The sequence below is a fragment of the Streptomyces mayonensis genome, from assembly GCF_018982965.1.
Classification (GTDB): domain Bacteria; phylum Actinomycetota; class Actinomycetes; order Streptomycetales; family Streptomycetaceae; genus Streptomyces; species Streptomyces mayonensis.
The window spans coordinates 27136-49413 of sequence record NZ_JACBYP010000008.1; the positions used below are offsets into that span (position 1 = coordinate 27136).

Genomic DNA, 22278 nt, shown 5'->3' on the forward strand with positions numbered 1-22278 from the left:
TCACGCCCCTTCGGTGAACGGTGCGGGCAGCTGCCACTGCATGGCGAGCAGCCCGGCGGCCAGGAGGAGGACGCCGGCGACCAGCGCCGCGTCGCCCGGGCGGAACGCGGTGGACCGGTAGAAGGTCCGGGGGCCCGGCAGGCTGTAGCCCCGCAGTTCCATGGACAGGGCGATCTCGCTGCTGCGCTTCATCGAGCCGGCCAGCATGGGGAACAGCATCCGGACGATCGCGCGCCCGCGGCGCAGCGGATGGCGTGAGCTGCTCTCCGCCGATCCGCGCACCGCCATCGCGGTGAGCAGGGTCCTCGCCTCGTCCTGCAGCAGGGGCAGGAACCGGAACGCGAAGCTGGTCAGGTAGGCGAACTTGTAGGGCACCCCGACCTTGTGCAGTGCGAGCGCGATGTCGGACGGGCTGGTGGTCACGGAGAAGCCGTAGAAGCAGATGCCCATGGCGAACAGCCGCATCCCGATGCCCAGGCCGAGCAGTACGCCCGACCGGGACAGGGACACCCCCGCGACGGTGGCGATCGCCGGCCCGCCCTGGACCACGGCCTGCAGCAGCGTGAGCAGGAGGACCAGCGGAACGATCAGCAGCAGGGCCTTGGCGTACGAGGCCGGGGTGATCCGTGCGAGCAGGGCGAGGCCGACGACCACGACGGCGGTCAGTGCGACCAGGACGTCGATGCGGGTGGTGGTCAGCGCGACGACCAGGACCACGAGGATGGTGGCGATCTTCGCGCGTGCGTCCGCGCGGTGCAGGAACGTTTTTCCCGGTTGGTAGAGCATCGTTCCGCTCATCGCGGGATCCTCCGGGTTCGGATGTGGGCTCGGGTTCGGATCCGGGCTCGGGTTCGGGTTCGGGCGGGGGTTCGGGCAGGGGTCCTCGGGTAGCGGTCAGATCGCATCGGCGGCCGTCCTGGCATCGCGTTCCTTCTGCACCAGACCGGTGTTGACCAGCCGCCGCATGATGCCGTACGTGATGAACGACCCGGCGAGGTAGCAGGGCTGGACGACGAGGACCTGGCCGGTGATGAAGCCCCAGGGCAGGTGCAGGATGAGGCGGTTGCCGACGCCGAACATCAGTGCGTCGCCGAGGCCGCCGATCTGCCCGATGAGGACGATCTGCCACAGCTTCAGGCCCTTGTCACGGCTCTTCATGAGCCACACCAGCAGCGCCACCGGAACGGTGTGCGCGGCGTTGGTGAGGAAGAGGAAGGGCGCCATCGGCTGGGAGGCCGTGAGGTTGGAGATGATGGGGTTGATCCACGCGGTGATCAGGGCTCCGGTGAGGCCGTAGAACGCCGCGGAGGGCACCCAGATCGCGCAGACCACCACCGCCGAGACGATCGGGACACTGCCACCGGTGACGGCCAGGTCCAGGCGTTCGGTGATCTGGAGGACCACCGCCATGGTCAGCCCGAGGAACACGCACGTGATGATCGTCCGCGTGTCCCGGGGCAGTATCCGGAACTTCCAGTTGGGAAGCGTCGTCCACCGCTTCGCCGCCATCGGCGTTGCCGTTGCCATGCGTCTTTCCTTCACTGTGAGTGCGGGCGCGGGCGTCGACGCGGGCGCCCCGCTGAGCGGTCGGCGCGGCCACCGGGCCGCGGGTCAGCCGGCGGTGGCCGGGGCGGGCCGGGCCGGTGTGCCGTCGCCGGGCTCGGGGAGGGCCAGGGCGCGGTTGACAAGGACGCGGGCGGCGGATCCGGCGCTGTCCATCCGCCCGGCCAGGACGTCCTGCTCGGTGAACCGGGCGAGGTAGATGCCCCGGTCGCCGAAGCGGTCGTGGTCGTACACGACGCTGATACCGCCGTCGTCCGCGACGGCGGCGTCGGGGTAGGAGACGTCCTCGCGGTCGTCCAGCAGGAGCCGGTGCGGCCAGGTGGCGCCGTCGTCGTCGCTGAGGAAGGCCGTGAGGTTGGTGCGGCCCTTCCACTCCTTGACGTTGCCCTGCAGTTCGATCTCCTCACGGGAGCGCCGGTCGCCGAAGTCGGCGTGGTTGATCATGAGGAGGCGGCCGGACTCCAGCCTGCGGACGTGGAAGCGGGAGCAGGGGCCGTCGACGTGGCTCCTGGTCCCCGGCGACCAGGTCCGGCCGCCGTCGTCCGAGTAGCTCTCGCCCACACCGTCGAAGCACCTCACGAGCATCCAGAGCCTGCCGTCGCGCTTCTCCACGACCATGTGCTCGTCGAAACTGCGGTTCGGCACGTCCGCGCCGCCGAGGTACGAGACCGTCCTGCCCTCGTCGGTCGAGACGTAGACGTTGGAGAAGCGCTCCGCCGCCAGCGGGTGCTCCTCGGTGGGCGTGTGGCAGGCCCAGACGGCCGTGGGGAACAGCCAGGTGCCGTCGCCGAGCACGGTGGGCTTGTTCATCATGAGGCCGTTGGCGATCCGCCGCGGCTCGCTCCAGAGGGGCTCCTCGTCGTCGGGGTTGTCGCTGGTGGCGACCCAGACTCCGACCCGGCCGTCGAAGAAGTCGCGGCTCTGGTTCCAGGTCAGCCACAGCCGGTCGTTCGGATCCCGCCACAGGCAGGGGTCGTACACGCGGACCTCGGGGTCGTCGTGCTCGACGACGAACCGCGGGCCGTCCCAGCTGTCGCCCTCGTCGTCGCTGGTCGTGACGACGACGAAGTTGCCGCCGGTCTCCGTGTCCATGCCCGTGTACCAGTTCACGTAGAGCCGGCCGCCCCGGGTGCGCTCGACCGACGGGATGCCCTGCCACTTGCGGTGCGCGTCCTGGTACCGGGCCGCCGTGGGGCGCGGGTGGATCCGGGCGGGGGACATGGTGCCTGCCTGCGGCATGCCTGCTCCTGTCTTCGGTGGTTCTCCGCCGTCGGTGCGTGCGACGGTGGACGCCAGTGTTGAGGCCGCCACCTACGTCTGTCAATAGTGACGAACGCTGCTCAGTGTCAGTCGTTCGCCGGCACCCACTCCAGCAGCCGCTGGACGAGCACCTCGTTGCCGCCGACGATCGAGGTCTCCACCGCCGCGATCATCGCCTCGAAGTGCGCCCGCATCGCCTCCTCGGCGCCCGCCGGGTCCCGCTGGGTGATGCGGTCCAGGACGGCCTGGTGCTCGGCGACGACCTTCTCCTCGTCCCGGCGGGTGGCCAGTACCGTGTCGAGCACCGCCTCCACGCGGTCCAGCTGCGGCGCGAGCATCATCTCGGCGGCGACCCTGAGGATCTTGTTGGTCGACATCCCGACCACCGCCCGGTGGAACTGCAGACCCGGCTGTTCGATCATCGGGGCGCTGCCGACCGCACGGACGTGCTGTTCGCACAACCCCCGCAACTGCTCGAGCCGCCCCTCCTCCGGCGCCCGGGCGGCATCGCCCGCGACCGCGCTCTCCACCGCCAGACGTGCTCTGAGCAGGTCGAGAAGGTCCTTGGTGTCACGCACCGCGTGCCGCAGCGAACTGGAGGCCCGGTGCGTCAGCACCGCCTCGGCCGCCCGGCGCCTGCCCTCCCTGGCCAGGGTCCGCCCCTTGGTGCCCACCGGCTCGGTCCACCCGCGGGCGTCCATCTCGCGCAGCAGCCGGGACACGGAGGACTCGCTCAGGTCCCTGCCGTGCCGGGCCAGCTCGCGCTGGGCGTTGCGCGTGCCCAGCGGGCCGCTCGACGCCGACATCAGTTGCAGGAGCGCGAGCATGGCCCCTTCGCGGTCGTGCATCGTCGTCCTCTCACTCGTCCCCTCCGGACGCCTTCGGCGCCGGCGGCTGGATCCTCACCCGTCGCGTGCACAGTGCTGCCGAGGCGGGCACTTGACTCGGCACTCCTCGGCGACCATGGTTAGTCAAAAGTGACCGAGGCCTGTCGCTCACAGGATATCGCGCCACTTCGCGCGGCGGCATGCCCTTTCGTGACCGAGGCAAGGGAAGAGCGATGACATCCGTCCCCCCACCCAGCGACTACCCCCGCGACCTGGCCGGCTACGGCGGGCGGCTCCCGCACGCGCAGTGGCCCGGTGGTGCGAAGGTGGCCGTGCAGTTCGTCGTCAACGTCGAGGAGGGCGGCGAGAACAACGTCCTGCACGGCGACGAGGCCTCGGAGGCGTTCCTGACCGAGGAGCCCACGGCCCCGCTGCGCGGCCGGCGCAACCTCAACGTCGAGTCGCAGTACGAGTACGGCACCCGCGCGGGCTTCTGGCGGCTGCACCGGCTGTTCACGGAGCGCGGCCTGCCGGTGACGGTGTTCGGCATCGCGGAGTCGCTGCGCCGCAACCCCGGCATCGTGGCGGCGGCACGGGAGTCCGAGTGGGAGCTGGCCTCGCACTCCCTGCGGTGGATCAACTACGCGCAGCTGGAGCCCGAGACCGAACGCGAGCACATCGAACGTGCCGTGCGCATCCACACCGAGGTCTGCGGCCGGGCGCCCCTCGGCTGGTACACGGGCCGCAACAGCGAGAACACCCGCCGCCTGGTCGTCGAGCACGGCGGCTTCCTCTACGACTCCGACTCCTTCAGCGACGACCTGCCGTACTGGACCGACGTCGACGGCACCGCCCAGCTGGTGGTGCCGTACACCCTCGACAACAACGACGGCCGCTACGTCAACACCTACGGGTTCCAGTCCGAGTCCTTCTCCGCGTACCTCACCCGCGCCCTCGAACTGCTCCTGGAGGAAGGCGCGGAGCGCCCGCGGATGATGAGCGTGGGACTGCACCTGCGGATCAGCGGACGGCCGGGCCGCGCCGCCGATCTGCGGCGGTTCCTCGACCTGGTGGCCGGGCACCCGGACGTGTGGGTCGCGCGCCGGGTGGACGTCGCCCGCCACTGGCGTGCGGTGCACCCCGCCTCGCAGTGGCTCCCCCGGGCCGAGGATCCCCTGGCGGCGGGCGCCGTGCCCGTCCCGGTGCAGCGCTGACGCCGGGGCCGGGTGTCGCCCGGGTGCAGGAGGGTGTGCGCCGGGCCCGCGGGCGCGACGCCGGCCGGACCGTGCACGCCGGCCGCGGACGGGCCGCGCCCCGGGTCGTGCGCACCGGCCCGTGAGGCGTTCGGTGCCCACCGGCGCACCCCGGCCGGTACGATCGGGCTCGGATGTGAACCTGTTCAAAAGAGAAGAGCGGCTCATGCCTGAACCGTTGACGCCCCGTCCGGCGGACACGCCCGCCGTGCTTCTGGGCCCCGCCGCGCTGACGCTGGGCGTCGTCTCCGTCACGCCCGCGTTCGTTCTCCTCGTCTCCGCCGCCCTCGCGTTCCTCGTGGTTCCGTGGGCGGTCGTCGCCGGGGCGCTCGCCGTCGTTCTCGGCGCGACGGGTGTCCACCACGCCCGCCGGGGCAACGGCCGTACGTGGACCGCCGTTGCCGGGACCGCCCTCGGCGTCGTGGGTTTCGTGGGTACCGCGGCCGTGTTCTGGGTGTCCGTACCGACCGCTTCGCCGTAGGCCCGGCCGGCGGGGCGCCGCCCGGCACGGCTCAGTGCCGGAGCGACCGCTCGGCCGGGGCCGCGGGCGTGCGGGAGGTCCCCGTCGGGCTCGCCACCGCGGCCTCGGGTCCCGAGGCCGGGCCGGTACCGGCGGACGGTGCGGCGGGCTCGGTGGCCGCCGGTGCCCGTGCTGCTCCTTGGCGTCCCGTCACCCCGGTCCGCGCAGAACGACGCCGACCGGGGTGGTGCCTGGCGGGCCCTCAGCTCGTCGCGCCGTCGACGACGCCCGGCTCGGCGGTCCGTCGCCGGGACTCCTCGCCCCCGGCCCGCTCCTGCTTGCCGGTCACGGCACGGACCAGGAGCGCGCATGTCACGGCCGCCCCGACGACCGCCGCGTCGGAGACGAGCAACGGTGCGACGTCCGTGTAGGCGCGGGCGACGACGGCGTCCGTCGAGTCGCTGTACATCAGGCCCGCACCGCTCAGGGAGCCGACCAGCCACAGGCCCCACCACCAGTTCAGCACCCGCGGCAGGGGTGCCTCGGGATCACCGGCCCGATGGGCCTCCGCGACTATTCCGCGCGGGACCCAGAGGTTGGCTATCGGCACCACCCACCCGGCGTAGACCCAGGGCCAGGCGTAGCGCGGCCGCTGCCCGGACCGTGCGCGCGCGTTGTCGCGCACGCGCAGCAGCCAGGCCAGGAAGGCGAGGGCGCAGAGCACCGTGGCCACGTCACCGAGCGCGCTGACGAGGTGGTAGGAGTTCTCGAGGCCGGTCAACGGCCGGTGCATGCCGTCGCCCTGGTCCGGTGGCCCGGAGAGCGGCTCTCCGGCCGTGGCGAGCCGGATGTGCCAGACGGCCCGGGCGAGCCAGGCCGCGCCTGCCAGGGCGAGCATCGCGGTGACGCACCGGGAGAGGCCGCGGACGGGGTGGGGGGCGGTTTCGGTCAGGTCGTCGTTCACCCGCACATCGTGCCGTACGTTCCCCGGCCCGGGCCCCGCCCCGCGGTCCGCCGGTCGCCCACGGGCCAGTTGGGCGACACCACCTCACGACGTCCGTCCTGACGTCGGGATCGGGGGCGTCCCGCGCCCGGTGGCGGCCGCCGACGGCCGAGGGGGTCAGGCGGCGTTCGATCGCGTCGCGTCCGAGGGCCAGGTTCCCGGGCGGCTTGTCCCGGCCGGGAACCTCGACGCCCGGGCGCGGCCCGGCCTCTCACACACCGAGGGGTTCGGGCGCGGCCGGGTCCTGGTCGTGGGGGCGCAGGAGGTGGGCGACGGCGCGGTCGAGTCGGCGGCGCAGGGTCGTGGTGTCGGGGGCGAGCGCGCTGACCAGTGCGCTGTCCGGAGACAGGCGCATGAGGGCGGTGCCGGGTTCTCGGGCTGCCGTCGGGCACGTGCGGGAGCCGGGGCGCGGGGCGTGTCCGGGTCGTGTGCGATGCGGCTCCCGTCCGGGCTGCCCGCCCCCTTCCGTGTCCCCGGCGCCCGGATCCTGCCCGGCCGCCGGCAGGGGGTCCACGACGAGTACCGTCCCGGCGGCGCGGTGACCGGCGGTGACGGCGGGGCCGTCCCATCCGGGGGCGTCCGGGCCCGCGTTCAGCTCCTGGTCGTAGAGCGGGCCGTGCACGGTCTCGACGCGGATCCGCTGGCGGTAGCGGCCAGAGGGCTCGCCGTGCCGTCCGAACAGCACCTCCTCGTGCAGCAGGAGCCGGGCCCCGCTCTCGAGCACGACCCGCACGTCGGTGGCGTGCCGGCAGTGTCGTGAGGCGATCACCAGCTCGGGCAGCCAGGCCAGGGTCGCATCCGGTTCCACGTGGATGCGGACGTCCAGCCGGGACTCCGCACCGTGCGGTCCCGGCAGCAGCAGGGTGGGGGCGATCTCGCCGAGGACGAGGGCACTGCCGCCGCCCACGTGCACCTCCAGGCGCAGCCGGTCTCCGCCGAGCGGCCCCGCCGCGCCGGCCGCCAGGTGGACGCGGGCGGCCTCGGTGCTGCGGGCGGCCCACACGGTGACCGGGGTCGGAGCAAGCGCCGCGGTGGCCCGCAGCATCAGCGGCCAGCCGGACCTCAGCGCCGAGATCCGGGTGCGTGGCCGCCCTGCGCCGGAAGCGGCACGTTCGGTGGCGAGCCGGGCCGACCCCTGTGTCATGGCGCGCCCCTCAGCCGTCCTCGCCCAGCCGTTCGCGGACCCACGCGGTGATGTCGTGCGCCTGGGGGTCCTCGACGAGGGAGAGGAAGCGGACGGGGAGGTCCCCGCGCTTGTCCTCGGCGTCGCGGGCCATCACGGCCAGGTCGGCGTTCACCTGCCCGGCAAGGTCGGTCTTGTTGATGACCAGCAGGTCGGAGGAGGTGACGCCGGGTCCGCCCTTGCGCGGCACCTTGTCGCCGCCGGAGACGTCGATCACGAAGATCTGATGGTGGACGAGGCCGTGGCTGAAGGTGGCGGTGAGATTGTCGCCGCCGCTCTCGATCAGGACCAGGTCCAGGGGCGGCAGGCTGTGCTCGAGGTCTTCCACCGCTTCGAGGTTCGCGGAGATGTCGTCACGGATGGCGGTGTGCGGACAGCAGCCGGTCTCGACCGCTCTGACCCGTTCCGTCGGCAGGACGCCGTTGCGCAGCAGGAAGTCGGCGTCCTCAGTGGTGTAGATGTCGTTGGTGACGACGGCCAGCCGCACCTCGCCGGCCAGGGAGCGGCACAGGGCGGCGACGAGCGCCGTCTTGCCGGATCCCACCGGGCCGCCGAGTCCGATGCGCAGGGGACGTCCGGGGATTCGGGCGAGCCTGCCCGCGTTCCGGCCGGGCAGCGGGTGGCTGTGTGCCTGCTGAGTCTCGGGGTCGTCGTGGTCAGGACGCAAAGAGACGCACCTCCCAGGTGGCGTGGTGTTCGGCGAAGATGTCGAGCAGAGGCGCGGCGGGTGCGGCGAGGGCGTGTGCGGGGGTGCCGGCGGCGTGGGCGTCGGCTGCGTCGGCCAGCCGGTCCAGCTCCGGAGCCAGCCGGGCGAGGACGGCGTGCACGGCGAACGGGTCGAGGCCGAGCAGCCGGACGGCTGCCGTGGCGGGGCCGGTCACGGCGTCGTGCAGTGCGGCGGCTGCCGCGGCGTGGGGGCCGAGGCCGAGAGTGTGGGCGACCGTGCCGAGGGCGACGGGCTGGTGCGGGCCGGCGGGCAGCGCGGCGGCCAGCGCGTCCAGAGCGGGGGCCGGCCGGATCGTCCGTGCCGCACGCAGCAGTTGGCGTCCGAGCTTGCGGGAGGCGGCCCGCAGGGCGGGGGCCGGGGTCCGCGCCTCGTACTCGGTGTCCAGCTCGGCGGTGCGGCCGGTGTCCGCCGTCTTCGCGGACCCGCTGCCGGCAGCGGTACAGGCCGCGGCGGCGAACGCGGCGGCCGTCGCCCCACTGGTGGCGGCACGCCCCCGCAAGAACGCTTCGAGCGTGGTCGTGTCCACCACGCGGCCCGCCGCGACCGCCGCCTCGAGTCCCCCGGAGTGGGCGTGGCCGCCCGCGGGGAAGCGGCCGTCCGCCAGCATCAGCAGGGCGGCCGTCGGGGCGGCGGGGGCGGACCGGTTGCCGGACATGGTCAGAAGAGGAAGTAGCGGTGGTTCATGGGGAGTTCGGTGGCCGGTTCGTGGTCGACGGCCTGGCCGTCGATGCGGACGGTGAAGGTGTCGGGATCGACCTCGATGCCGGGCAGCGCGTCGTTCTGCGGGAGGTCGGCCTTGGTGCGTCCGCGTACGTTCTCCACGGGAACGAGTCTGCGTTCGATGCCGAGCCGGTCGGCCAGTCCGTCCTCGATCGCGGCGGGTGCGACGAACGCCACGCTGGTCGCCCCCGCGGCCTTGGTGTGCACGTTGTAGCCCAGCCGCGGCAGCACCGGCTGCGGCGTGGGTACCGCGGCGTTGGGATCGCCGAGCAGCGCCATCGCGGCCATGCCGGACTTGTAGACCGCCGTGGGACGCACGCCGAACAGCGCGGGCTCCCACAGCACCAGGTCGGCGAGCTTGCCCGGTTCGACGGAACCGACCTCGCGTTCCATCCCGTGGATGGTCGCGGGGACGATCGTGTACTTGGCCACGTAGCGCCGGGCGCGGTGGTTGTCGGCCCTGCCGTCGCCCGGCAGGGAGCCGCGCAGCTTCTTCATGACGTGCGCGGTCTGCCAGGTCCGCCGTACGACCTCGCCGAGCCGCCCCATCGCCTGGGCGTCCGAGCTCATCGCGGAGATGGCGCCCATGTCCTGCAGGATGTCCTCCGCCGCCATGGTGGAGGCTCGCACCCTGCTCTCGGCGAAGGCGAGTTCGGCCGGGATCTGTGGGTTGAGGTGGTGGGCGATCAGGCAGATGTCGAGCTGTTCGTCGGCGGTGTTGACGGTGAACGGGCGGGTCGGCGTGGTCGAGGACGGCAGGACGCAGGCCTCGCCGGCGATACGGATGATGTCCGGGGCGTGGCCGCCACCGGCGCCCTCGGTGTGGTACGCGTGGAAGGTGCGGCCATGGACCGTGCGGAGCAGGTCCTCGACGAATCCGGCCTCGTTGAGGGTGTCGCTGTGGATGGCCACCTGCACGCCGGCGGCGTCCGCGACGCGCAGCGCCGTGTCGATGACGGCCGGAGTTGCGCCCCAGTCCTCGTGGACCTTGAACCCTCCCATGCCGGAGCGCAGTTGCTCCCACAGCGACTCCTCGCTGACGGTGCTGCCGCGGCCGAGGAAGAGCACGTTGACCGGCCACGGTTCGAACCCTTCGAGCATGCGCTCCATCCACCAGCCGCCCGGTGTCGCCAGGGCCGCCTTCGATCCGTCGGTGGGGCCGGTGCCGCCGCCGGCGACGGTCGTGGTGCCGGATTCGAGGGCGACGACCGACATGTCGGGAGAGACGAAGTGCACGTGGGTGTCGACCGTGCCGGCCGTCATGATCAGTCCGCTGCCGTTGACCATCTCCGTCGAGGGACCGATGACGAGGTCGGGATGGACACCGTCCATGATGTCGGGGTTGCCGCACTTGCCGAGCGCGACGATCCGCCCGTCGCGAATCCCGACGTCCGCCTTGACGACACCCCAGTGGTCCAGCACGACGACGCCACCGATCACCAGGTCGGGCGTGCCCTCGGCCCGGGTGGCGTGCGACTGCCCCTGCGACTCGCGCCCCGACTTGCCACCGCCGAAGACGGTTTCGTCACCGCCGGCGCAGCGGTCCTCCTCGACCTCGATCAGGAGGTCGGTGTCGGCCAGACGGATCCGGTCGCCCTTGGTCGGCCCGAGTGACGCGACGTAAGTCCGGCGGTCGATCTCAGCCATCGAGGGGTCCTCCGCATGCGCCGCGCAGCCCGCGCACGATGCGCCGGCCGCCGAGGGGTACGAGTTCCACCTCGACCGTGGCACCGGGGTCGAAGCGCTGCATGCCGCCTGCCAGGATGTTCAGCCGGTGCCCCCAGGCCCGGTCCCGGTCGAAGCTCAGCGCCGGGTTCGCCTCGGCGAAGTGGTAGTGCGAGCCGACGCTCACCGGACGGTCGGCCGTGTTGACGACCGTCACCGTGCGGACGGGGCGGCCCGCGTTGATGGTCACCGGACCCGGACCGTGGATGATCTGTCCCGGGGCTCCGGGTTCCTCGCCCGTCTCCGCCCCGGGCTGCACCAGCCCGGTGGCCCTGCCCTTGCCCGAGCCGGGAACCAGCGCCCGGCCGCTGCCCGGTCGTTGCTGGCGCTCGCTCACTGGATCGGCCCCTGGACGGCGATCAGCTTGGTGCCGTCGAGGAAGGTCGCCTCGACCTGGACCTGGACGAGCATCTCGGCCACACCGTCCATCACCTCCTCACGACGCAGCACCCCGCGTCCCGCCTCCTGGAGCTCTGCCTTGGTACGTCCGTCGCGGGCACCTTCGAGGAGGAACGAGGAGATGACCGCCGTGGCCTCCGCGGTCCCGGCGTTCCCGGGCGAGGCTGGCAGCCGTGTAGATCATCAGGCGCTCGCGCTCCTGAAGACTGAGCAGCATCGGTGTCTCCGCTCTCTTCGGGGCCGGCCGGCGACCCGCGTGACCGCACCGGCCGGCGCGCGCCGACCGGGATTCTGCAGCTCCGCGCCCAGCGTGGCACGGGAGGCGGCGGACGGCGCGGCGGTGCTGGACCATCCGGGGCGGACCGCGCCGAAGCTGCCGTCAGCGGCACACCGGGCCTCGGTGTCCTGGCCGGCCGCGGCTCCGGCGCCGGCTGCCGCTGCCGCGGCGGCGGACGGCCGCCGATGACGGGGTGGTGTCGCGGCGGTGGGTGCCCGGCGCCGGATCCGGCGTGGTCAGTCGGTGGCGTCCGTCTCCGCGGCGGAGGCCTGCTGGCCCTCCACCTGCTCCAGTCGTCGGCGCAGGGCCCCGGTGACCGCCTGGTAGGAGTCGCTGCCGAGCACGACCCTGAGGGGCGCGGGGTGCTGGGCCGCGCTGTCGATGATGCGGGCGGCGATCCGTACCGGGTCGCCGATGACCGGTACCCCGGCCGTCCGGAACCGGCGCACGAACGCGGCGGGTGTCCCGTCGTAGGCGGCCAGTGGCTCGCCGATGCGCAGGCTGCCGCGGGAGAACGCGGTGCGGGCGCCGCCGGGCTCGACGAGGGTGACACCGATGCCGAAGGGGGCGACCTCCTGGGCGAGGGCCTCCATGAACCCTTCGATGCCCCACTTGCCGGCGTGGTAGAGCGAGGCCCCGGCGTGTGCCGCCAGCCCGGCCACCGAGGAGATCTGGATCAGCCGGCCGCCGCCCTGGGCGCGCAGGTGCGGCAACGCCGCCCGGGCGGTCTGGATCGAGCCGAGGAGGTTGGTGGTGATCTGGTGGAGCACCTGGTCGTCGGTGAGTTCCTCGGCGGCGCCGAAGAGGCCGTAACCGGCGTTGCCGACCACCGCGTCGATACGGCCGAGGTCGCTGAAGGCGGCGTCCACGACCGTGCGCACCTCCGGCAGGTCGGTGACGTCGAGGTGGGCGAGCCGGAAGCGGTCCCCGTACTCGGCCCGCAGGTCGTCCGCCGAGCCCTCCCTCCGGACCGTGCCGGCGACGCGGTCGCCGCGGGCGAGCAGCTGCCGGGCCAGCTCCCGTCCGAAACCGCTGTTGACTCCGGTGATGAACCATGTCCTTGCTGTCATGCCACTGACCCTCACCGGTGCCGGCCCGCCCTGCCAGAGGGTGGCGTTCCTGGTAGTGGGAGGGACACCCGGCGATGTGCGGGACCGCCTACCCTCGAGCCGTGGACAACGCCCTCGGAGACTTCCTGCGCGCGCGGCGTGAACTGGTCACTCCGGCCGAGGCCGGCCTCGCACCCGGGCACGGGCTGCGCCGGGTGTCCGGGCTGCGGCGCGAGGAGGTGGCCCTGCTGGCCGGCATCAGCGTCGAGTACTACCTGCGCCTGGAGCAGGGCCGCGACCGCAACCCTTCGGCGCAGGTGGTCGACGCGCTGGCCGGCGTGCTCCGGCTCGACGCCGAGAGCACGGCGTACCTGATGTCGCTCGCGGGCCCGAAGCCGCGCCGTGGCCGCGGGCGGCCCGTGGAGCACGTGCCGGTCGGCCTCGACGCGCTGCTGCACACGCTCAACGTGCCCGCCCTCGTCTTCGACAAGTACAGCGACGTACTGGCCGCGAACCGGCTCGCGCGCGCCCTGTCACCGGACCTGGTCCCGGGGGTGAACCGTCTGCGCGTGCTGTTCACCGACCGGGCGGCACGCGAGTACCACACCGACTGGGAGCGGTACACGGCGGTCGCCGTGGCCCATCTGCGGGCCCAGGCCGGCACCGACACCGACGACGAGAGACTGCACGCGCTGATCGGGGAGCTGTCGGTCAAGAGCGACCGCTTCCGCCGGCTGTGGGGACGCCACGACGTGCGCTCGGCGCAGGGTGTCACCTTCCGGGTGCGGCACCCCCGGGTCGGCCCCCTGGAACTCATGGTCGAGAAGTTCCAGGTGGTCGGGGCCGCCGGGCTGGAGGCGATGCTCCTGCACGCCGAGCCCGGCACGTCCTCGGCCGACGCCCTCGCCCTGCTCGCGTCGCTCGACGCGTCCGCCTGACCAGGACCGGACCGGCTGTCCGCCTGACCAGGACCGGACCGGCCACCCGCCGGACGTACGGTCCCTCGCCTGCGGCCGGCGGGTCCGCCCGCCCCCCCCTGCGGCGGAGTCGGACCCGCGCGGGCCCGTGAGGCCGGGCGCGGCGCGGGCCTCCTCACTCAGCCATGTCCTCCGCCGCGCGGGGCCGGATCCGGCAGCCGGTCCCGGGCCCAGGTCAGCACCTCCTCCGCGTGCAGGGCGGTCACCCACAGGTCGGTCCGGTCGGCGTCCTCGTCACTGGGCACCGGTCCGACGCCGAGGACGCGCAGGCCCGCCCGGCGAGCGGACTCGACACCCGCCATCGAGTCCTCGACGGCGAGGGCGGACTCCGGCCGGACGCCGCAGAGTTGGGCCGCCGTCGCGTACACGTCGGGCCACGGCTTGGGGCGCACGACCTGCCGTCCTTCAGTGCCCCCTGCCGGGCCTCCCCCGGCCCGCGCCGTCTCCTGGGTCCCGGTGGGGACGACGACGTGCAGGAAGTGCCGGCGCAGACCGGCCCGGCCCAGGCTCTCCTCCACCACCTCCTCGGGGCAGTTGCTGGCCACCGCGAGCGGCAGCCGGCCGGAGAGGAGCCGGACGAAGTCGGCCGCACCGGGCATCGTCACGGGGTCCTCGGCGACGAGTGACCGGAAGTGGTCGAGCAGTGCCGCCGTCAGGTCGTCGGCCAGTTCGGGCTTGTTCGTCTCCTCGGCCATCAGGCGTCCGCAGTCGATGTAGTGCACGCCTTTCGCGCGCTCCGCGAACCCGGGCGGGGGCAGCAGACCGAAGTCCCTGAACGCCCGGTTGCGTGCGTCCTGCCAGTGGCGTTCGGAGTCCATCAGCGTGCCGTCGCAGTCGAAGACGACGGCCTCGGGCGACCAGCCGAGCAGAGAGTGTGACCTTGCAGCCACGGGGACCTCCTTGAGGGGGTGGGCGGCCGCGCTCCGGGGCGGACCCGCCGTGCGAGGTGCTGCGGCCGCCCATGCAGAATTCGGGACAACAGCCGCAAATGCAAAACATTGTGGTCGCTACGTTATTTCGTCCACGAAAATCGACGCAATCACCATTCGAGGCACTGGACCGGGGCCCGTTTCAGGGGTATGGGAATGGCGGGCCGGACGCGCTCCGTATATCTGACGTTCAGTCATGCAAGCGCTTCCCAAAGGGAGTTGTTGCACGTTCCACTTCACCGCCCCGCCTGCTGCGGAACGGGATCACATCTCGGCCGGCGACCAAGAACGGCACCTGAAAGGGCTAATGACCACTCGCACGCGCTCACATTCGAAAGAAATGCGCAATTATCATGCGCGGGCCGCTTTCGATTACTCCCGGCGCACGCGGGCGCACTACATTTTCCCGTCGTCACTCCGGAGGCGAGCGAAGGTGAAAAGGATCTTGCAGGAACGGGCCAGAGCGACCCGGAGGTCACTCCTCGAGGCGGCCGCCGCCCTCTTCGCCGAACAGGGGTACTCGGCCACGAGCGTCAACGACATAGGCAGCCGCTCCGGCCGGACCAGCGGGTCCGTCTACTTCCACTACGCCAGCAAGGAGGGCATCGCCCTCGCCGTCGTCCACGGCGGTTTCGCCGCGTGGCCGGGTCTCGCCCCGCGCTACGGCGACCGGGCCGTGCCGCCGCTGGAGCGGCTGGTCTCGCTGAGCCACGACATCGCGCACGCTCTCGCCGAGGATCCGCTGACGCGAGCGGGCGCACGCCTGTGGGCAGAGCGCGACACCATCAACGCGCCCCTCCCCGACCCGTTCGTCCTCTGGACGGCCGCCACCACGCGCCTGCTCGCCGAGGCGCGCTCGGCCGGTCAACTGGCCGCCCACGTCCGCCCCGCGACCGCCGCCCGCACCCTGGTCCGCGGCTTCTTCGGCTTCTGCACCCTCACCGAGTCCCTGGAAGGGCCGCAGGCTCTCACCGACCGGCTCTGCGACTGGTGGTGTCTCACCCTGCCCTCGCTCCAGCAGGCCCCGGCACCCCGGGCCGAGCCCACCCTCACCGGGCGCTGAACGGGGAAGGCGCGCCCGCGGCGCCCGCGTCCGCGTTCCCGCCGCCCGGCGGGCCTACAGGTCGGACCCGCCCGTAAATGGGCCCCTTCCCCAATGGCGACGGGCCGTCAGGTCGGCAAGGATCTTCACAACCCCTGTTCCGGCCCGGCGTCGTGCGGCCCCCTGCCGCGTTCGGCGCGCTCGTGCCTGTGCTCTCCGGTTCTTGACGGCCGTGCGGCCCGCACCGGCCTCGTTCCCGAGGCCGCGGGCCCGGTCCTCGGGCGGGCGCGGCACACCACTGGCCGGGCTACGACGAGAGGATCCCGGCAGTCATGAACGCAGTGTTGCGAAAAGCGTGCTGGTCAAAGGAGTTCGACGACCCCGAACAGTCGCCGCGCACGTCGCCGCGCGCGAAGGAGGACACTGGGTGAGCCTCACGACCTGGATGGCCGTGGCGGTCTTCGCCGTCGTCTTCGTACTCATCGCGACCGAGTGGGTGAACCGGGTCGCCGCCGCGCTCGGCGGCGCCGTGGTGATGCTGCTCATCGGCGCGACCGACGCCGAGCACGCCTTCTTCTCCGAACACGCGGGCGTCGACTGGAACGTCATCTTCCTGCTGCTCGGAATGATGCTGATCGTCTCCGTGCTCAGACGCACGGGCGTCTTCGAGTTCATCGCGATCTGGGCCGCGCGCAAGGCCAAGGGCAGACCGTACCGGCTCATGGTCCTGCTGATCGTGGCGACGGGTGTCCTGTCGCCCTGGCTGGACAATGTCACCACCGTGCTGCTGATCGTCCCCGTGACGATCTCGGTCTGCCGGCGGCTCGGGGTACCCGTCGTACCGTTCCTCATCGCCGAGGTGATGGCCTGCAACATAGGCGGCGCGGCCACCCTCATCGGTGACCCGCCCAACATCATGATCGGGTCCCGTGCGGGTTTGTCCTTCAACGACTTCCTGATCCACATGACGCCGATCGTCGTCGTGCTGATGATCGTGTTCATCCTGATGAGCCGGGTGATGTTCCGGGGTGCGTTCCACTACGACCCCGAGCGTGCCGCTTCGGTGATGGAACTCGACCCGCGGGAGGCCATCAAGGACGGCCGGCTGCTCGTCGTGAGCGGTGTGGTGATCACCGTCGTGATGGCCTGCTTCGTCCTGCACACCGCGCTGCACCTGGAGCCGTCGGTGGTGGCCATCAGCGGCGGTCTGGTGCTGCTCGCCGCCTCCCGGCTCGCCCCCGGCGACGTCGTCAAGGACGTGGAGTGGGAGACCCTGGCGTTCTTCGTCGGCCTGTTCGTCATGGTCGGTGCGATGGTGCAGACCGGAGTCATCGGCGATCTGGGCGAGGCGGCGGCCAGGGCGGCCGACGGCAACCTCTTCGGCACCTCCATGGCCCTGGTGTTCGGTTCCGTCGTCCCGTCCGCGATCGTCGACAACATCCCGTTCGTGGCCTCGGTCAGTCCGATCGTCTCCGAGATCGTCGCCTCGTCCGGCGGCCTGGAGGAGGCGGGGATGCTCTGGTGGGCCTTCGCCCTCGGCGCGGACCTCGGCGGCAACGCCACGATCATCGCCTCCTCCGCCAACGTCGTGGTCGTCGGCATCGCCGAACGAGAGGGCCACCACATCTCGTTCTGGCAGTTCAGCCGCTACGGACTCGTCGTCACCGCCGTCACCGTGACGGTGGCGGCCGCGTACGTGTGGCTGCGCTACTTCGTGCTCATGTGACCCTGGGCGGGGCCGGGCGTCCCGGACGATCCACCGGTCAGCGGACCGGCTCGGCGTCCGTCAGGCGCTCGGCCCGCAGCGCGGAGCGGCGCAGCTTGCCCGCGGCACTGCGCAGCGGGGTGTCGACGAGCTCGATCGACCGGGGCCGCTTGTGGGGCGACAGCCTGGTGGCGAGGAAGGAACCGAGTTCGCCGGCGGTGACCGCGGCACCGGTGCCGGTCTGGACGATGGCGTGGATCCGGTTGCCTCGCTCGGGGTCCGGCAGTCCGATGACCGCACTGGACAGGACCGCCGGGTGCTCGGCGAGGGCGCCCTCGATCTCGGCGGGATAGACGTTCACTCCCCCGACCAGCAGCATGTCCGAACGCCGGTCGCGGAGGTAGAGGTATCCGTCCGCGTCCAGCTCACCGATGTCGCCGAGGGTCGACCACCCGTCTTCCTCCCGTACCTCGGCGCCGATGTAGCGGAAGGCGGGCGGGTTGCCGGGCGGGACCCGCATGAACACCTCGCCCGGGACGCCCGGTTCGTTCACCGGTGTGCCGTCGAGCGCCACGATCTTGATCTCGCCCCAGGCCGCCCGGCCCACCGAACCGCGGTGCAGCAGCCACTCCGTGCCCGAGATGGTGCAGCCGGCCTGGGCCTCGGTGCCCGCGTACAGTTCCCAGATCCGCCCGGCGCCCAGCCAGTCGATCCAGGCCTGCTTGACCGCGGGCGGGCAGGGCTCGGCGCAGTGCCACACCGACACCAGCGACGAGAGGTCGTAGCGTTCGCGGGTCCGCCCGGGCAGCGCGAGGATGCGCCGCATCATCGTCGGCACCAGGTACATCCAGGTGATCGCGTGCCGCTCCACCTCGGCCAGTACCCGCTCGGCGTCGAACCTGGGCAGCAGCGTGACGGTGCTCCCGTTGAACAGGGCGGTCATGGCCGTGGAGAAGGGCGCGTTGTGGTGGACCGGCGCGGTGATCAGCACCTGCTCCGCGCCCCGCAGCCCCCATGCCTCGGTGTCGAAGGCGTTGTACGTTCCCGGGGTGCCCGACAGGATGATCTTCGGCCGGCCGGTGGAGCCCCCCGAGGTCGGCGCCTTCCACGACGGACCCACCTCCGTGGGGAGGTCGGCGTCCGTGCCGCCGCGGTCGCGCAGCGTGGCGACGGTGACGGACCGCAACCGGCCGTCGCCGAGCGGTGTGCCGTCGTGGAGGCCCACGACGGCCGCGGGATCGGAGAGTTCGAGGATGGCCCGTGTCTCGGCGGGCGCGAGGCGGGTCGACAGCGGCTGGGGCACGGCGCCCGTCTTGAGACAGGCGAAGGCGGCCACCACGACGTCCAGGCCGTTGGGCAGCATGAGGGCGACGATGCGTCCGCGCGTGACGCCACGGAGCCGCAGGCCGCGCGCGACGGCGTTGCTCGCCCGTCGCAGCTCGTCCCAGGTCAGCTCCTCGCCGTCCGCGCGCACCGCGACCGTGTCGGGACGTTGCGCGGCGTGCTCCCCGAGGATGTCGCCGAGTGGGAATCCGGGGCCGGGAGTGAACATGTGCGTCTTCTCCTACTCATGGTTCGCAGCTCGTGGTTCGCAACTCGTGGATCGTGGTTCGCAACTCGTGGCTCGCAGCTGGTGGTTCGCAGCTCGTGGATCGGGACGTGGCCGGTCGCCCGGTCAGCTGTGGAGGTGCGCTCCGGGCAGCGCGTCGGGGTCCCGGCGCACCTCGGCCGGGTTCGTCTCGGGCAGGAACCAGGCACTGGCCGAGGTGACGAGTCCCATGAGGGCGATGTAGGCGGCGACCAGGGTGGTCGTCCCCGTCTCGGCGATCACGGCGGTCATCAGGATCGGTGTGCCGCCGCTGACGACGATGGCCGAGAGCTGGTAGGCGAGGGAGGCGCTGGAGTACCGGACGTTCGGGGCGAACAGCTCACCGAGGTAGGCGGCCATCGGACCGTAGGTCAGTCCCTGGAACACGAAGCCGACCGCGACCGCCACGAAGACCAGGGGCGCGGACGCGGTCCCCACGAGCGCGAAGTAGGGAAAGCCCCAGGCCGCCACGCCGAGCCCGCCGACCACGATCAGGCTCCGCCGCCCGAAGCGGTCCGACAGCCACCCCGCGGTGGGGAGCACCGCCGTCATCAGCGCCGCGCTCAGCAGGGTGACCGTCAGCAGCACGTTGCGGTTCATGTCCAGCGTCTTCGTGCCGTAGCTCAGCAGCCCGGTGATGCTGACGTAGAAGAGGCTGTTGGTGGCCGACAGGGTGCCGCAGCCGAGGAGAATGGTGCGCCAGTTGCGGCGCACGGCCTCGGCCAGCGGCGCCCGTACCACGGTCGCCTCCGTCTTCCGGGCGGCCGCCTGCTGCAGCCGGCGGAAGTCGGGGGTGTCCTCGACCTTGTTCTGGATGTAGAGGACCACCGGGAACATCACGGCGCTGAGCAGGAACGGGATGCGCCAGCCCCAGCTCAGGAACGCCTCGCCGGCGACGGCCGTACTGACTCCGGTGAAGATCAGGTTGGCGATGATGACCGCGACCGGCACGCTGGTCTGGCCGAAGGTACCGGCGAAACCCCGGCGTTTGGCGCCGGCCGACTCCGTGAGCAGGAGCGCGATGCCGCCCCACTGGCCGCCCGCGGCGATTCCCTGGACGAAGCGCAGCAGCACCAGCAGGATCGGGGCCAGGACGCCGACGGCGTCGGCGCTCGGCAGACAGCCGATGAGGAAGGTCGCGACCGCCATGGCGACGAGGCACATCACGACGGTGGGCTTGCGCCCGTACTTGTCGCCGAAGTGCCCCGCGACAAGCCCGCCGATCGGCCGGGCCAGGAACCCGGCCCAGAAGGTGCTGAACGACAGCAGTGTGCCGGTCAGGGCGGACGAGTGGGGGAAGAAGACCTCCGGGAAGACGAGCGCCGCCGCGGTGCCGTACAGGAAGAAGTCGTACCACTCGATCGAGCTGCCGATCAGTCCGGCCGCCAGCAGCTTGCGGTGGGCGCGGCGCTCGGTCGCCGGGGCGGTGGCGGAAGCGTCGGCCCGGAGGTGCGCGCGTGCGGACGAGGTCATGGGTGCCGTCCCTCGGGGAGTAGGGAGTGTGGGGAGGATGCGGGGCCCGGGCGGTGCCGAGCGGGCTCCGGGCCACCGGCCGTGGGGGGAGAGTAGAGCCGCGCCGGCACTCCGGGAGATGGGATGTCCCTACACTCCCGGGAGCACGGAGGTGGACGAGGTATCCACCCCACTCCCGAGCGGGGGCACCGATGGCACCAACCAATTCCGGCGCGGGCGGCGCCACGGGTCACGACGGGCCGGGCGCCGGGGCCACCCCACCGCACGACGGACCGGGTCCGGAGGCCGGGACGGGCCACGACGGTCCCGACGCCGGCACCCGAGCCGGCACCGGCACCGACGGGGCAGCCGGACAAGGCGGGCTGCTCTCCTACCGCCTGCGGCGCGAACGCAGGCTCAGCAGCCTGTACGCGACCGCCCGGTCACTGGCCGCGCTCGGCGAGGTCGACGAGGTGCTCTCCTCGATCGTGAGGCACGCCCACGAGCTGATCGGCAGCGACATCGCCTACCTGTCGCTCCTCGACGCGGACGGGAACCTCACCCTCAGGGCGTGTGCCGGGACGATCTCGGCTGAGTTCTCCTCGGCGCGCATGCCTCCGGGGGTCGGCCTGGGCGGGCGGGTGATCGGGTCCAGGGCGCCCTTCTGGGTCAGCAACTACGGCGAGTCCGACGTCGTCCGCCACAACTCCGCGTTCGACCTGCTCGTCCCGAACGAAGGGCTCACGGCGCTGCTGGGTGTGCCGCTGCTCGTGGGCGACCGGGCGGTGGGAGTGCTGTTCGCCGCCGACCGCAGCGAGCGCCCGTTCGAGCAGGACGAGGTCGCCCTCCTCAGCGCCTTCGCCGATCACGCGGCGATCGCCCTCAACAACGCGCGGCTCTACGACGAGAGCCGGGTGTCCCTGCAGCGGCTGCGGGAGGCGTACGAAACGATCGAGGAGCAGGTCACGTCGGTCGAGCGGGCGGCGGCCGTGCACGAGGCGCTGACCCACGTGGTCCTGACCGGCGGGGGTCCCGGCGACATCGCCCGGTTGCTGGTCGAGCACCTGGGGGGCGCGGTGACCGTCCTCGACCGGGACGACCGGGTCGTGGCGACACGGGTCTCGGAGGAACGGCCGGCCGCCGCCGCCCGGGAGCCCGCGCGGGAGCTGCTGGAGGAGGCCCGCAGGACGGGCCGCTGCGCCTCGGCACCGGACGGCGACGGATCGGTCTGCAGCGTCGCCGTCGTCCACGCGGGCAGCAGCCACCTCGGTTCGCTGTCGCTGACCCGCGGTGCCGCGCCGGGCTCGGCGGACGTCCGGATGCTGGAGCGCTCGGCCCAGATCATGGGCCTGCTGATCCTGATGCGCGACGCCCGGGTCGAGGCGGAGGAGCGGGTCCGCGGCGAGCTGCTCGTGGAACTGCTCTCACGCCCGTCGCTGCATCCCGCCCAGCGGGACCGGGCGCTCGCCCGGGGGGTCGACGTCGACCGCCTCGACGTCCTCGTGGTGGCCGACTGCCCCGGGAAGCCGACCGGCGACGTCGTGCGCCGGCTGAACGCCCTGTCCCCCGAGTGGTCCGGGCTGGCCGGCGAGTACCTCGGCCGGGCGACGATGCTGCTGCGGGCCGACGACACGGAGGAGGCGGCGGGTGCCCTGCACCGCAGGCTGCGCCGCGCCCTCGGCGTCCCGGTGCTCGTGGCCGCCGACCGGGTCGACGGGCGGGAGTGGTCCCGCTCCTTCGGGCTGACGTGGCGCTGTGTCGAGGTGATGCGCTCGCTGGGCGTGACCGACCGCGGGTCGGCCACCGTGCAGTACGCCATGTACGCGATCGTCTTCGACCCGGAGCGCGCGCACGACCTCGACCGCTTCCTCGCCGACTGTCTCGGTCCGCTCCTGGAGTACGACCGGCGGCGGTCGACGGACCTGGTGGCCACGGCGGCCGCCTACTTCGCCCAGGGCGGCAATCTGAGCCGCACCGCCCGTCACCTGCACGTGCACATGAACACCCTGCTCAAGCGCCTGGACCGGATCGGTGTCCTGCTCGGCGACGGGTGGCGTTCCCCGGACTCCGCGCTGCGCCTGCACCTGGCGGTCCGCCTCCACCAGCTGCGCGGCGCGCTCGACGGGGCGGACCAGTAGG

At 72.5% G+C, this 22278-nt stretch carries 20 protein-coding genes and 1 pseudogene; 6 read left to right on the top strand and 15 right to left on the bottom strand.

What is annotated here, in order from left to right:
- The 4 genes from HZS56_RS04610 to HZS56_RS04625 form a co-directional block, all read right to left on the bottom strand.
- Window positions 1-798: an energy-coupling factor transporter transmembrane component T family protein gene (locus HZS56_RS04610; RefSeq protein ID WP_216719378.1), complete on the bottom strand. Its 798-nt coding sequence runs from the start codon at window positions 796-798 to the stop codon at window positions 1-3.
- 96 nt (window positions 799-894) lie between these two features.
- Window positions 895-1527, bottom strand: a complete 633-nt coding sequence (locus HZS56_RS04615) for a hypothetical protein (RefSeq protein WP_216719379.1) — start codon at window positions 1525-1527, stop codon at window positions 895-897.
- A gap of 84 nt (window positions 1528-1611) precedes the next feature.
- Window positions 1612-2802, bottom strand: coding sequence for a sialidase family protein (locus tag HZS56_RS04620; protein ID WP_216719380.1), 1191 nt, complete (start codon window positions 2800-2802; stop codon window positions 1612-1614).
- Window positions 2803-2909: 107 nt separating this feature from the next.
- On the bottom strand, window positions 2910-3671 hold the full coding sequence (locus HZS56_RS04625) for an FCD domain-containing protein (protein ID WP_216719381.1): 762 nt from the start codon (window positions 3669-3671) through the stop codon (window positions 2910-2912).
- A 212-nt stretch (window positions 3672-3883) separates the two neighbouring features.
- On the opposite strand from HZS56_RS04625, the gene puuE reads away from it, so the two are divergent.
- A complete protein-coding gene (gene puuE / locus HZS56_RS04630; RefSeq protein ID WP_216719382.1) occupies window positions 3884-4864 on the top strand; it encodes an allantoinase PuuE in 981 nt (326 codons plus the stop codon).
- A gap of 205 nt (window positions 4865-5069) precedes the next feature.
- On the top strand, window positions 5070-5384 hold the full coding sequence (locus tag HZS56_RS04635) for a hypothetical protein (RefSeq protein ID WP_216719383.1): 315 nt from the start codon (window positions 5070-5072) through the stop codon (window positions 5382-5384).
- A gap of 241 nt (window positions 5385-5625) precedes the next feature.
- On the opposite strand, the gene HZS56_RS04640 is transcribed toward HZS56_RS04635, so the two are convergent.
- The 8 genes and pseudogenes from HZS56_RS04640 to HZS56_RS04675 form a co-directional block, all read right to left on the bottom strand.
- Window positions 5626-6327, bottom strand: coding sequence for a DUF4328 domain-containing protein (locus HZS56_RS04640; protein WP_308407996.1), 702 nt, complete (start codon window positions 6325-6327; stop codon window positions 5626-5628).
- A gap of 250 nt (window positions 6328-6577) precedes the next feature.
- Window positions 6578-7510 carry an urease accessory protein UreD gene (locus HZS56_RS04645; RefSeq protein WP_216719384.1) on the bottom strand — a complete coding sequence of 311 codons (933 nt, stop codon included), beginning with the start codon at window positions 7508-7510 and terminating at the stop codon, window positions 6578-6580.
- 10 nt (window positions 7511-7520) lie between these two features.
- The gene (gene ureG / locus HZS56_RS04650; protein ID WP_216719385.1) at window positions 7521-8216 is read right to left on the bottom strand and encodes an urease accessory protein UreG; all 696 of its coding nucleotides are present in this window, start codon (window positions 8214-8216) and stop codon (window positions 7521-7523) included.
- Window positions 8206-8931: an urease accessory protein UreF gene (locus HZS56_RS04655; RefSeq protein WP_253913732.1), complete on the bottom strand. Its 726-nt coding sequence runs from the start codon at window positions 8929-8931 to the stop codon at window positions 8206-8208. Before HZS56_RS04655 ends, ureG begins: the two co-directional genes overlap by 11 nt.
- Before the next feature lie 2 nt (window positions 8932-8933).
- Window positions 8934-10643 carry an urease subunit alpha gene (locus HZS56_RS04660; RefSeq protein WP_216719386.1) on the bottom strand — a complete coding sequence of 570 codons (1710 nt, stop codon included), beginning with the start codon at window positions 10641-10643 and terminating at the stop codon, window positions 8934-8936.
- The gene (gene ureB, locus HZS56_RS04665; RefSeq protein ID WP_374201078.1) at window positions 10636-10932 is read right to left on the bottom strand and encodes an urease subunit beta; all 297 of its coding nucleotides are present in this window, start codon (window positions 10930-10932) and stop codon (window positions 10636-10638) included. Before ureB ends, HZS56_RS04660 begins: the two co-directional genes overlap by 8 nt.
- A gap of 122 nt (window positions 10933-11054) precedes the next feature.
- A pseudogene (ureA, locus tag HZS56_RS04670) lies at window positions 11055-11337 on the bottom strand (urease subunit gamma).
- Between the two features lie 296 nt (window positions 11338-11633).
- Entirely contained in the window at window positions 11634-12467 is an 834-nt protein-coding gene (locus HZS56_RS04675; protein WP_216719388.1) for an SDR family oxidoreductase, read from the bottom strand.
- Between the two features lie 101 nt (window positions 12468-12568).
- Between HZS56_RS04675 and HZS56_RS04680 the strand changes: the two genes are divergently transcribed.
- The gene (locus tag HZS56_RS04680; protein ID WP_216719389.1) at window positions 12569-13384 is read left to right on the top strand and encodes a helix-turn-helix domain-containing protein; all 816 of its coding nucleotides are present in this window, start codon (window positions 12569-12571) and stop codon (window positions 13382-13384) included.
- 158 nt (window positions 13385-13542) lie between these two features.
- Here HZS56_RS04680 and HZS56_RS04685 read toward each other — a convergent pair whose 3' ends face one another.
- Window positions 13543-14313, bottom strand: coding sequence for an HAD family hydrolase (locus HZS56_RS04685; protein ID WP_216719390.1), 771 nt, complete (start codon window positions 14311-14313; stop codon window positions 13543-13545).
- A 472-nt stretch (window positions 14314-14785) separates the two neighbouring features.
- On the opposite strand from HZS56_RS04685, the gene HZS56_RS04690 reads away from it, so the two are divergent.
- Both HZS56_RS04690 and HZS56_RS04695 read left to right on the top strand, forming a co-directional pair.
- The gene (locus HZS56_RS04690; protein ID WP_308407997.1) at window positions 14786-15415 is read left to right on the top strand and encodes a ScbR family autoregulator-binding transcription factor; all 630 of its coding nucleotides are present in this window, start codon (window positions 14786-14788) and stop codon (window positions 15413-15415) included.
- Between the two features lie 424 nt (window positions 15416-15839).
- Window positions 15840-17120 carry an ArsB/NhaD family transporter gene (locus HZS56_RS04695; RefSeq protein WP_253913746.1) on the top strand — a complete coding sequence of 427 codons (1281 nt, stop codon included), beginning with the start codon at window positions 15840-15842 and terminating at the stop codon, window positions 17118-17120.
- Between the two features lie 37 nt (window positions 17121-17157).
- Here the strand turns inward: HZS56_RS04695 and HZS56_RS04700 are convergent, their stop codons facing one another.
- Window positions 17158-18651 (bottom strand): AMP-binding protein, encoded by a 1494-nt coding sequence (locus HZS56_RS04700; RefSeq protein WP_216719393.1) that lies wholly within the window; start codon window positions 18649-18651, stop codon window positions 17158-17160.
- 123 nt (window positions 18652-18774) lie between these two features.
- Window positions 18775-20160, bottom strand: a complete 1386-nt coding sequence (locus HZS56_RS04705) for an MFS transporter (RefSeq protein WP_216719394.1) — start codon at window positions 20158-20160, stop codon at window positions 18775-18777.
- Between the two features lie 191 nt (window positions 20161-20351).
- Between HZS56_RS04705 and HZS56_RS04710 the strand changes: the two genes are divergently transcribed.
- Window positions 20352-22277, top strand: a complete 1926-nt coding sequence (locus tag HZS56_RS04710) for a helix-turn-helix domain-containing protein (RefSeq protein WP_253913734.1) — start codon at window positions 20352-20354, stop codon at window positions 22275-22277.
- Window position 22278: the final 1 nt, after the last annotated feature.

Excerpts from the sequence above, each read along its gene's own strand:
- HZS56_RS04610 (WP_216719378.1), bottom strand. The coding sequence starts at position 798 with ATGAGCGGAACGATGCTCTACCAACCGGGAAAAACGTTCCTGCACCGC.
- HZS56_RS04615 (WP_216719379.1), bottom strand. The coding sequence starts at position 1,527 with ATGGCAACGGCAACGCCGATGGCGGCGAAGCGGTGGACGACGCTTCCC.
- HZS56_RS04620 (WP_216719380.1), bottom strand. The coding sequence starts at position 2,802 with ATGCCGCAGGCAGGCACCATGTCCCCCGCCCGGATCCACCCGCGCCCC.
- HZS56_RS04625 (WP_216719381.1), bottom strand. The coding sequence starts at position 3,671 with ATGCACGACCGCGAAGGGGCCATGCTCGCGCTCCTGCAACTGATGTCG.
- puuE (WP_216719382.1), top strand. The coding sequence starts at position 3,884 with ATGACATCCGTCCCCCCACCCAGCGACTACCCCCGCGACCTGGCCGGC.
- HZS56_RS04635 (WP_216719383.1), top strand. The coding sequence starts at position 5,070 with ATGCCTGAACCGTTGACGCCCCGTCCGGCGGACACGCCCGCCGTGCTT.
- HZS56_RS04645 (WP_216719384.1), bottom strand. The coding sequence starts at position 7,510 with ATGACACAGGGGTCGGCCCGGCTCGCCACCGAACGTGCCGCTTCCGGC.
- HZS56_RS04655 (WP_253913732.1), bottom strand. The coding sequence starts at position 8,931 with ATGTCCGGCAACCGGTCCGCCCCCGCCGCCCCGACGGCCGCCCTGCTG.
- HZS56_RS04660 (WP_216719386.1), bottom strand. The coding sequence starts at position 10,643 with ATGGCTGAGATCGACCGCCGGACTTACGTCGCGTCACTCGGGCCGACC.
- HZS56_RS04675 (WP_216719388.1), bottom strand. The coding sequence starts at position 12,467 with ATGACAGCAAGGACATGGTTCATCACCGGAGTCAACAGCGGTTTCGGA.
- HZS56_RS04695 (WP_253913746.1), top strand. The coding sequence starts at position 15,840 with ATGGCCGTGGCGGTCTTCGCCGTCGTCTTCGTACTCATCGCGACCGAG.
- HZS56_RS04700 (WP_216719393.1), bottom strand. The coding sequence starts at position 18,651 with ATGTTCACTCCCGGCCCCGGATTCCCACTCGGCGACATCCTCGGGGAG.
- HZS56_RS04705 (WP_216719394.1), bottom strand. The coding sequence starts at position 20,160 with ATGACCTCGTCCGCACGCGCGCACCTCCGGGCCGACGCTTCCGCCACC.
- HZS56_RS04710 (WP_253913734.1), top strand. The coding sequence starts at position 20,352 with ATGGCACCAACCAATTCCGGCGCGGGCGGCGCCACGGGTCACGACGGG.